Origin of the sequence: Streptomyces sp. NPDC057002 (genome assembly GCF_042673825.1) — a bacterium.
Lineage (GTDB): Bacteria > Actinomycetota > Actinomycetes > Streptomycetales > Streptomycetaceae > Streptomyces.
The window spans coordinates 217,952-227,557 of record NZ_JBHURZ010000009.1 but is presented as its reverse complement, the minus strand read 5'-3'; the positions used below and the strand labels follow the sequence as shown (position 1 = coordinate 227,557).

10 protein-coding genes are annotated in these 9,606 nt (G+C 72.6%); 5 read left to right on the top strand and 5 right to left on the bottom strand.

The window, feature by feature from the left end; genetic code table 11:
• Positions 1–134: 134 nt before the first annotated feature.
• The 3 genes from ACFT32_RS36425 to ACFT32_RS36415 form a co-directional block, all read right to left on the bottom strand.
• Positions 135–1,097 carry a bacteriocin fulvocin C-related protein gene (locus ACFT32_RS36425; RefSeq protein ID WP_382497751.1) on the bottom strand — a complete coding sequence of 321 codons (963 nt, stop codon included), beginning with the start codon at positions 1,095–1,097 and terminating at the stop codon, positions 135–137.
• 51 nt (positions 1,098–1,148) lie between these two features.
• The gene (locus tag ACFT32_RS36420; RefSeq protein ID WP_382497749.1) at positions 1,149–2,099 is read right to left on the bottom strand and encodes a bacteriocin fulvocin C-related protein; all 951 of its coding nucleotides are present in this window, start codon (positions 2,097–2,099) and stop codon (positions 1,149–1,151) included.
• Between the two features lie 118 nt (positions 2,100–2,217).
• On the bottom strand, positions 2,218–3,222 hold the full coding sequence (locus tag ACFT32_RS36415; protein WP_382497747.1) for a winged helix-turn-helix domain-containing protein: 1,005 nt from the start codon (positions 3,220–3,222) through the stop codon (positions 2,218–2,220).
• Positions 3,223–3,424: 202 nt separating this feature from the next.
• Here ACFT32_RS36415 and argC point away from each other — a divergent pair, with 202 nt between their 5' ends.
• Genes argC through ACFT32_RS36390 form a run of 5 tightly spaced genes read left to right on the top strand, consistent with a single transcriptional unit; the run spans position 3,425 to position 8,273 of the window.
• Complete coding sequence (gene argC / locus ACFT32_RS36410) at positions 3,425–4,453, top strand: N-acetyl-gamma-glutamyl-phosphate reductase (RefSeq protein WP_382497745.1); 1,029 nt, start codon at positions 3,425–3,427, stop codon at positions 4,451–4,453.
• Positions 4,450–5,601, top strand: a complete 1,152-nt coding sequence (gene argJ, locus ACFT32_RS36405) for a bifunctional glutamate N-acetyltransferase/amino-acid acetyltransferase ArgJ (RefSeq protein WP_382497744.1) — start codon at positions 4,450–4,452, stop codon at positions 5,599–5,601. The genes argC and argJ overlap by 4 nt, the downstream gene beginning before the upstream one ends.
• Positions 5,598–6,521, top strand: a complete 924-nt coding sequence (argB, locus tag ACFT32_RS36400; protein WP_382497742.1) for an acetylglutamate kinase — start codon at positions 5,598–5,600, stop codon at positions 6,519–6,521. The genes argJ and argB overlap by 4 nt, the downstream gene beginning before the upstream one ends.
• The gene (locus tag ACFT32_RS36395) at positions 6,518–7,714 is read left to right on the top strand and encodes an acetylornithine transaminase (protein ID WP_382497740.1); all 1,197 of its coding nucleotides are present in this window, start codon (positions 6,518–6,520) and stop codon (positions 7,712–7,714) included. Before argB ends, ACFT32_RS36395 begins: the two co-directional genes overlap by 4 nt.
• 7 nt (positions 7,715–7,721) lie before the next feature.
• The gene (locus ACFT32_RS36390; RefSeq protein WP_382497738.1) at positions 7,722–8,273 is read left to right on the top strand and encodes an arginine repressor; all 552 of its coding nucleotides are present in this window, start codon (positions 7,722–7,724) and stop codon (positions 8,271–8,273) included.
• A 76-nt stretch (positions 8,274–8,349) separates the two neighbouring features.
• On the opposite strand, the gene ACFT32_RS36385 is transcribed toward ACFT32_RS36390, so the two are convergent.
• Both ACFT32_RS36385 and ACFT32_RS36380 read right to left on the bottom strand, forming a co-directional pair.
• Positions 8,350–9,153: an FAD:protein FMN transferase gene (locus ACFT32_RS36385; RefSeq protein ID WP_382497737.1), complete on the bottom strand. Its 804-nt coding sequence runs from the start codon at positions 9,151–9,153 to the stop codon at positions 8,350–8,352.
• The coding region (locus ACFT32_RS36380) for an FMN-binding protein (RefSeq protein ID WP_382497735.1) at positions 9,146–9,606 on the bottom strand (461 nt) is incomplete at its 5' end. The genes ACFT32_RS36380 and ACFT32_RS36385, both read right to left, overlap by 8 nt.

The following is a 9,606-nucleotide window of genomic DNA, read 5'->3' as shown; positions in this document are numbered from 1 at the left end:
CCCGTGGCGGGGCGTCGGGGCCTCCGCCCCCACCCAGGCCCCGGGCGCCCGGGCCGGGCTCGCCTAAATACACGCGCCCCCCCCCCCCCGGGGGGGGGGGGGGGCCCCCCGGCCCCCCCCCCCACGCCCGGCCGTCATGCGTAGCAGAGCCCGTTGCAGGACCACGTCCACAGCGTTCCGCATCCGCTGTCGGAGCGCACGCACGAGTTCTGCACCCAGATGCAGGAGCTGCTCCAGCACTTGTCGCTGTAGGTGTTGCACTCACAGTCCGGCAGGGCGGCGGCCTCGACCGGTCCCAGGGTGGCCAGCAGGGCGTTCGACGCGGCCGGCTCGAAGGCGGCACGGGCGTCGGCGTCGAGCCGCAGCATCTCCTCGGTGCCCCGGCGGCCCCGCTCGAACCGGAACGTCGACACATCCGCCGCCGCGGCCCGGGCCCGGTCCACCACCCTGGCCTGAGCGGGCGTCAGGCCGGCTTGGGCCGAGCGCCACCGGTCGATGTGCTCGACCCACAGCGCGCTGCGCGCCTCGGCGGGCAGCGCCTGGAACACCGCCCGGCGGTGGGTGACGGGAAGGGCGGCCACGTCGTCGTAGCGGGTCGGCAGCCGGCCGGCGTTCCGGCCGACCCATTCCTGGGCCGCCGCCGCGTCCTTGTCCTGCGCGAAGGCCGGGGTCGTGCCCTTCACCAGCACGGCCGCGGCGACCGCGAGGCCTCCGCCCAGGCGCAGGAACTCGGCGCGCCCCAGCCTGCCCCGGCCCGTCGCGGCCTCGGCACGCGCCTGCCCCAGGGCGCGCAGCACCTTCACCGAGGAACGCGGTCCCAGCCGCCGGGCCAGCGGCACGGCGAGCGCGGCACCCGTCCAGGCCCGCACCCGGGTGTCCGGCCCGGCACCCTCGCCGCCGGGGACGGCCAGCAGCGTGGGCACCCAGGGCGCGTCCGGGCCCAGCGCCCGTTCGCGCAGGTCGCGTACGTCCTGACGCCCGAGCGGCACCACTTCCAGCTTGCCGTCGCACGCCTCGTACACGATCGACGAGATGGTGCGACAGACTCCGCACGAACTGTCGAAGGCCAGCATCCAGCGCACCCCGGAATCACGCATGGAGAACACTCCCGTCCTCCGCGTCGCCGCACGGCGACGCGGTCGCCGTGGTCAGTTGAAGCAGAGTCCGTTGCACGGATAGATGTAGAGACTTCCGCAGCCCGCGCTCGTGTGGCGGCAGCCGTTGTCGATGCAGTCGCCGTCCCAGCCGCAGTACACGTCGATCCGGTTGCACTCGCAGTTGGGCGCGGGCACCGCAGCCTCCGACGCCGGGCCCAGCACCGCCAGCATCGCCCGCGCGCCGTCCGGGCCGAAGGCCTCGCGGGCCGCCCGGCCGAGCTCCGCGACCTCGGCGGGCGGCTCGCCCTCGAAGGTCGCCGGGTCGGAGGCGACGGCCAGGGCCCGGTCCAGGATCCGCCGCTGCGCCGGGCTCAGCTCCGGGCGGGCGGCGCCGAAGCGCCGCAGATGCTCGGCCCACAGTCCGCTGCGGGCCTTCGGCGGCAGCGCCTCGTGGATCGCGCGCCGGTGGCTCAGCGGGTGCGCGACCACGTCGTCGTAGGTGGTGGGCAGCGCGCCGCGGTGGGCGAGCACCCAGCGGCGGGCCGCCTCGTGCTCGTTCTCGGCGAAGGCGGGAGTGCTGCCACGCATGATCACACCGGCCGCCACCACCAGACCGGCCCCGGCCCGCAGGAACTGCGCCCGCCGGAGGGTCCGCCCCGTGACCGGACGGTCGGCGGTGTGGTGGGCGTCCGCGCGGCGCAGGTCGCCCAGGGCGCGCAGGACGCGCAGCGTGGAGCGCGGGCCGAGCCGCCGCAGGAGCGGCGGCGTCATCGCCGCTCCGGTCCAGGCCCGCACCCGGCCGGTGCCCGCCCGCAGCAGGGTCGGCGCCCAGGGGGCGTCGGTGCCGTAGGCCTGCTCGCGCCAGTCCCTTACCCGGGTGTCGTCCAGCGGCAGCACCTCGAGCTTGCCGTCGCAGGCGTGGGAGACGGCGCCGGAGATCTTGCGGCAGGTCGCGCACGACCCGTCGAAGGCGAGCACCCAGCGCGGTTCCGGCTTCTCCATGGCAGCATCCCCTTTGTCCGCCCGGCGGTCGACATCGCTGAGGCAGAGTCTGGGCAGCGGGGCGGATCCGGCGCACCGCCTTTAGAGCGCCTTCGAAAGGCCCTCGTCCGGGCGGGCGTCAAACGGCCGAGCCGTGGCGCCCTTCGAGCAGGGCGGCCCCGAGCGGAGTGGTGGTGTGCAGGACGGCGTTGCCCAGCCGGTGGGTGCTGAGCAGGCCGGCGTCCCGCAGTACGGAGGCGTGGTAGCTGGCGGTGGCGGCGGAGACACCGGTGCCGTGGGCCAGCTCCGTGGTCGTGGCGCCGTTCTCCGAGGCGTGGCGGAGGATCTCCGCCCGGGTCCGCCCCAGGAGCGCGACCAGCGACCGCGACGGTGCCCGGGTGTCAGCGTCCGCAGGCTCGGCCGGGTTCAGGGCGCCCTGGTGCGTCATGGGATAGACGACGACCGGGGGCAGTGCGGCATCCTTCAGCACCGTCGGATAGCGCCAGCAGAAATAGGACGGCAGCACCAGCAGTCCGCGCCCGCGCAGATGCACGTCCCGCTCCACGCGCAGTCCGCCCACGGTCAGCACCGGGGGCCGCCAGTGGAGTTCGGGGTGCAGTGCGCCGAGCAGGCTCCCGGCACCGGCGCCCGGCGTCCGGGTGCGCAGGGCGCGTTCGGCCTCGAAGCGGGCGCGGACATGATCCCAGTAGGGCGCCAGACCGGCCCTGACGTAGGTCCGCAGGGTCCGCCCCAGATGGTGGACCGCCGCCCCGTCGCCGTCCGCCAGGGCCCGGCCCCACGGCGGGAGCCTGCGGCCGTCGGCCGAGAGCTCGAGCAGATCGTGGCGTAATCGCGCGCGGGGCGTGGACAGCAGGGCGTCGATCCCCGGCTCCAGACCTCTCTGGCCGGCGGCGGGCGTGAGGAAGTCCGGTGAGTAGCCGACCGGCGGGGCCAGGCGCAGCAGCTGGCGTTCCGGTGCGCCGAGGGCCGGGCGGACCCGGGCCCGCCAGCGGCCGAAGACCGCCCAGCCGTCCCGGGTCTGGAGCATGTGCATGCTCTGCAGGGCTTCCCACATCGGGTCGGGTGCCTGGGCGAACCTGATGCGGCTGAGGTCGTCGTCGGTGAAGTGAATGCGCAGGGCCATGCGAGCCATCCCCGTGGACACCGCGGGCATCCCCCGTGGTGGCCGCAACATACCCACGCCGCGTGCGGCCCCATACGCCTTGTTCCGGCCAGGGAGCCCCACAGCGCGGCTCGAGCGGTCATGATCTGCTTACCGCGCACCACAGAGCGTTGCATAAAACTGCGGCGCAACGTATAGTCATGCTCTCTAAGGAGGAGGTTCCATGGCGGTACGTGCGGCAGTGGCCGGAGCGAGTGGATACGCGGGCGGGGAACTGCTGCGTCTGCTGCTGGCCCACCCCGAGGTTGAGATCGGCGCCCTCACCGGCAACTCCAACGCGGGGCAGAGCCTCGGTGCGCTCCAGCCGCACCTGCTGCCCCTGGCCGGCCGAGTGCTCCAGGAGACCACCCCCGAGGTCCTCGCCGGTCACGACGTCGTCTTCCTCGCACTGCCGCACGGGCAGTCCGCAGCCGTCGCCGAGCGGCTCGGCCCGGACGTGCTGGTGGTCGACATGGGCGCGGACTTCCGCCTGACGGAAGCCGCCGCCTGGGAGAAGTTCTACGGCTCGCCGCACGCCGGAACCTGGCCCTACGGCCTTCCCGAACTGCCGGGTGCCCGCGCCGCGCTGGAGGGGTCCAAGCGCATCGCGGTGCCCGGTTGCTACCCGACCGCCGTCTCCCTGGCCCTCATCCCGGCGTACACCTCCGGACTCGCCAGGAACGAGGCCGTGATCGTCGCCGCCTCCGGCACCTCCGGCGCGGGCAAGGCGCCCAAGCCCCACCTGCTGGGCAGCGAGGTCATGGGGTCGATGACCCCGTACGGCGTCGGCGGCGGGCACCGGCACACGCCCGAGATCACCCAGAACCTCAGCGCGGCCGCCGGCGAGCCGGTCTCCGTGTCGTTCACGCCCACCCTGGCGCCGATGCCGCGCGGCATCCTCGCCACGTGCAGCGCCGCCGCGAAGGAGGGCGTCACGGCCGAGTCCGTGCGCGCCGCCTACGAGAAGGCCTACGCCGACGAGCCCTTCGTGCACCTGCTCCCCGAGGGGCAGTGGCCCGCCACGGCGTCCGTCTACGGTTCGAACGCCGTTCAGGTGCAGGTCGCGTACGACGCGGCCGCCGGACGGATCATCGTGATCAGCGCCATCGACAACCTCACCAAGGGCACCGCGGGCGGTGCCGTCCAGAGCATGAACATCGCCCTCGGTCTCGACGAGACCACGGGACTGACGACGATCGGAGTTGCGCCGTGAGTGTGACGGCAGCACAGGGATTCACGGCGGCCGGGATCGCCGCCGGGATCAAGGAGAACGGCAACCCCGACCTGGCCCTCGTGGTCAACACCGGCCCCCGCCGCGCCGCCGCCGGCGTCTTCACCGCCAACCGTGTGAAGGCTGCGCCGGTCCTGTGGTCCGAGCAGGTGCTGAAGAGCGGCCAGATCTCCGCCGTCGTCCTCAACTCCGGTGGCGCCAACGCCTGTACGGGCCCGAAGGGCTTCCAGGACGCGCACGCCACCGCCGAGAAGGTGGCCGAGGTGCTCGGCCGGGGCGCCATCGAGGTCGCCGTCTGCTCGACCGGCCTCATCGGCATCCTCCTGCCGATGGACAAGCTGCTCCCGGGCGTCGAGAAGGCCGCCGCCCAGCTCTCCGAGCACGGCGGTGAGAAGGCCGCGATCGCCATCAAGACCACCGACACCGTCCACAAGACGTCCGTCGTCACCAAGGACGGCTGGACCGTCGGCGGCATGGCCAAGGGCGCGGGCATGCTCGCCCCCGGCCTCGCCACCATGCTCGTCGTCCTCACCACCGACGCGGACCTGGACGACGAGGTTCTGGACAAGGCCCTGCGGGCGGCCACCCGGACGACCTTCGACCGGGTCGACTCCGACGGCTGCATGTCCACCAACGACACCGTGCTGCTCCTCTCCTCCGGCGCCGCCGAAGTCACGCCCGGGTACGAGGAGTTCGCCGAGGCCGTACAGCAGGTCTGCGACGACCTCGGCCAGCAGCTCATCCGGGACGCCGAGGGCGCCAGCAAGGACATCAAGGTCGAGGTGATCAACGCCGCGACCGAGGACGACGCCGTCGAGGTGGGCCGCTCCATCGCCCGCAACAACCTCCTCAAGTGCGCCATCCACGGCGAGGACCCCAACTGGGGCCGCGTGCTCTCCGCGATCGGCACGACCTCCGCCGCATTCGAGCCGGACCGGCTCAACGTCGCCATCAACGGCGTCTGGGTCTGCAAGAACGGCGGTGTCGGCGAGGACCGCGACAAGGTCGACATGCGCTACCGCGAGGTGCACATCGTCGCCGACCTGGCCGCCGGTTCCGAGACCGCCACCATCTGGACCAACGACCTCACCGCCGACTACGTCCACGAGAACAGCGCCTACTCCTCATGAGCGTCACGCGTAAGCACACCGCCCTGCCCAAGGCGCAGATCCTCATCGAAGCGCTGCCGTGGCTGGTCCGGCACAACGGCAAGACCGTCGTCATCAAGTTCGGCGGCAACGCCATGGTCGACGAGGACCTGAAGGCCGCCTTCGCCCAGGACGTGGTGTTCCTGCACCACGCCGGCCTCAAGCCCGTCGTCGTCCACGGCGGCGGCCCGCAGATCAGCGCCGCCCTCGACCAGCACGGCATCGTCAGCGAGTTCAAGGCGGGCCTCAGGGTCACCACCGAGGACGCCATGGACGTCGTCCGCATGGTGCTGGCCGGTCAGGTCCAGCGCGAGCTGGTCGGACTGCTCAACCAGCACGGCCCGCTGGCCGTCGGCCTCACCGGCGAGGACGCCCACACCATCTCCGCCACCAAGCACCAGCCCGAGATCGACGGCGAACTCGTCGACATCGGCCGGGTCGGCGAGATCACCGCGATCGACACCGGCGCGATCGAGGCCCTGCTCGCCGACGGCCGGATCCCGGTCGTCTCCTCGATCGCCCGCTCCCAGGACGACGGACATGTCTACAACGTCAATGCTGATACGGCGGCTGCGGCACTCGCTGCTGCTCTGGGCGCCGAAACCCTCATGGTCCTCACGGACGTCGAGGGCCTCTACGAGGACTGGCCGAACAGCGACGAGGTGATCAGCCGCCTCACCGCCTCCGAACTGGAGCGGCTCCTGCCGGACCTGTCCTCCGGCATGGTGCCGAAGATGGAGGGCTGCCTGCACGCGGTCCGGGGCGGCGTGACCACCGCCCGCGTCATCGACGGCCGGGTCCAGCACTCGATCCTGCTGGAGATTTTCACCGACGAGGGCATCGGCACGATGGTCGTGCCCGACGAGAAGCCCGGAGGACCGGGCGAACAGGGGGAGTCATGAGCAATGAGGAACTGACCGCGCGGTGGCAGGGCGCTCTCATGAACAACTACGGCACCCCGCTGCTGCCCCTGGTGAGCGGCGAGGGCAGCCGGGTCCGGGACGCCGAGGGCAACTCCTACCTCGACTTCGTCGGCGGCATCGCGACGAATGCCCTCGGCCACGCCCACCCGGCGATCGTCGAGGCCGTGACCCGGCAGATCGGCTCTCTCGGCCACGTCTCCAACTTCTTCATGGCCGAGCCCACCATCGCCCTCGCCGAGCGGCTGCTCCGGCTCTTCGGCCGGGACGGCAGGGTCTTCTTCTGCAACTCCGGCGCCGAGGCCAACGAGGCCGCCTTCAAGATCGGCCGGCTGACCGGGCGGAGCCATGTGGTGGCCACCGAGGGCGCCTTCCACGGGCGGACCATGGGCGCCCTGGCGATGACCGGCCAACCCGGCAAGCGGGAGCCGTTCCTGCCGCTGCCCGGCGATGTCACCCACGTCCCCTTCGGCGACGCGCAGGCACTGGCCGCCGCCGTGACCGAGGAGACCGCGCTCGTCATCATCGAGCCGATCCAGGGCGAACTCGGCGTCGTCGTCCCGCCCGCCGGCTACCTCAAGGCCGCCCGTGCCATCACCGCCTCGACCGGGGCGCTCCTCGTCCTCGACGAGGTGCAGACCGGCATCGGCCGGACCGGGCACTGGTTCGAGTACCAGGCCCACGAGGGTGTCCTGCCCGACATCGTCACCCTCGCCAAGCAACTGGGCGGCGGGCTGCCGCTGGGCGCGACCGTCGCCTTCGGGCGGGCCGCGGAGCTGCTCCAGCCCGGGCACCACGGCACGACGTTCGGCGGGAACCCCGTCGCCTGCGCGGCCGGGCTCGCCGTCCTCGACACCATCGAGAACGAGGGGCTGCTGGAGAACGTCAAGCGGCAGAGCGCGGCATTGCGGGACGGGATCGAAGGCCTCGGTCACGAGTTGATCGATTTTGTCCGGGGCTCGGGCCTACTCCTGGGTATCGTGCTCACCGAGCCTCTCGCGCCCCAGGTGCGCCAGGCGGCTCAGGAGGCCGGATTCCTGGTGAACGTGCCCGCCCCGGACGTCGTCAGGCTGATGCCGCCGCTGAACCTCGGCGACGACGAGGTGGACGCCTTCCTCGGGGCGCTGCCCGGCATCCTCCAGGCAGTGAGCGGGGACGGACGATCCGGAGAATGAGACGACGATGAGCCAGGCGCAGGACCACGAGCAGGGGGCGAACGGGCCCGCCGTGCCGCAGACCCGCACCGCACGCCACCGCCGGATCGTGGACATCCTCAACCGGCAGCCGGTGCGGTCGCAGAGCCAGCTGGCGAAGCTGCTCGCCGACGACGGGCTGAGCGTCACACAGGCGACGCTCAGCCGGGACCTCGACGAGCTGAACGCGGTGAAGATCCGCAACACCGACGGTGACCTGATCTACGCGGTGCCGAGCGAGGGGGGCTTCCGTACGCCCCGGGCGCCGCTGGGCGGGTCGGCGAAGGAGGAGCGGATGCGGCGGCTGTCGCAGGAACTGCTCATCTCCGCGGAGGCCTCGGCGAATCTCGTGGTGCTGCGGACCCCTCCGGGGGCTGCGCAGTTCCTGGCGTCGGCGATCGACCAGGCAGAGCTGCACGACATCCTGGGGACGATCGCCGGGGACGACACGCTGATGCTGATCAGCAGGGAGCCGGACGGGGGACAGGCGCTGGCGGAGCATTTGCTGAGGCTGGCACAGAACGGGCACGGAGCGCCGTAGGGGTGCATGCCGGTGGTTGTGTGCGGGTGGACTGCGGCTGATCGCGCAGTTCCCCGCGCCCCCAAGAGAGTCAGTCTCACCCCAGCCGCGCTGCCAACCCTCCGGTACACCGCACCTCGTCACCCGCCGTGATCAGCAAGGCCTCGACATCCGGCAGGGACTCCAGCCATGCCAAGCCCTCCCGCGACCCCATCGCGAACGCCGCAGTGGCCCAGCAATCCGCCCAGGTCAGCCGAGGCCCGACCACGGTCACGGCGACCAGGTCGGTCACGGCCGAATGCCCCGTACGCGGGTCGAGGATATGCGCGCCCCGCTCCGCCGTACCCGACGTGGCCACGGACAACTCGTCCACCCCGGCCGCCGAGATGACGGCCGCGAGACCCCCCGGACGCAACGGGTCCGACACCCCCACGCGCCACGGCCGCTGCGCCCCCGGCGCCCCGAGCAGCTGCACATCGCCGCCGCCGTTGACGCTCACCCCGCACACCCCCGGCACCTCCGACAACCGCCGGGCCGCCCGCTCGACCGCCCAGCCCTTGACGATGCCGGTCGGGTCGAGACGGCCCTGGTACGACGTGCTGAACCAGCCGTCGCTCAGCCGCTCCGCCTCGGCGGCCAGCTCCAGGACCTCGGCGACCTCGGGATCGCACTCCGCGACGGTCAGTTCACCGCGTTGCAGCCGGGCGATCTGGCTGTCCTCGCGGTAGGTGCTGAACACCTCGTCGACGCGGTGCAGTCCGGCGACGGCCTCGTCCAGGGCCGCGCGCACGGCGGCCGGTTCCCCGCCGCGGACGTCGAGGGAGAAGACGGTCCCCATCGTCTCTTCCACATGACGTGCCGCGGCGGGAGCCTGTGCGGGGTCGGCCACCGTGTCAGCCACCGGCCTGGTCCAGCGCCGACTGGAGGGACTGCTTGTAGCCCGCGCTGGTGTAGGTGGCTCCGGAGACGGCGTCGATCTGCGCGTTCCCGGAGGCGACCGCCGCCTGGTTGAGGCGGGGGACGGAGGAGGAGGTGATCTGGTCGCTGCGCCCGCCCTTGGGCGCCTGGACGGCCTCGGCCTTGGTGATCTTCCCGCCCGCGACGGTGATACGGACCTGGACGGGACCGTACTGCGTCTGCGCGGCCGTGCCCGTGACCGTCTTGGCCTGCGCGCCGCCCGCCCCGGCACCCTGCCCGGAGTCCTGCGCGGCGCCGCCGCCCCCTGCCGGAGCCTTGTCCAGCGCGGACTGGAGCGACTTCTTGTAGCCCGCGCTGGTGTAGGTGGCTCCGGAGACGGCGTCGATCTGCGCGTTCCCGGAGGCGACCGCCGCCTGGTTGAGGCGGGGGACGGAGG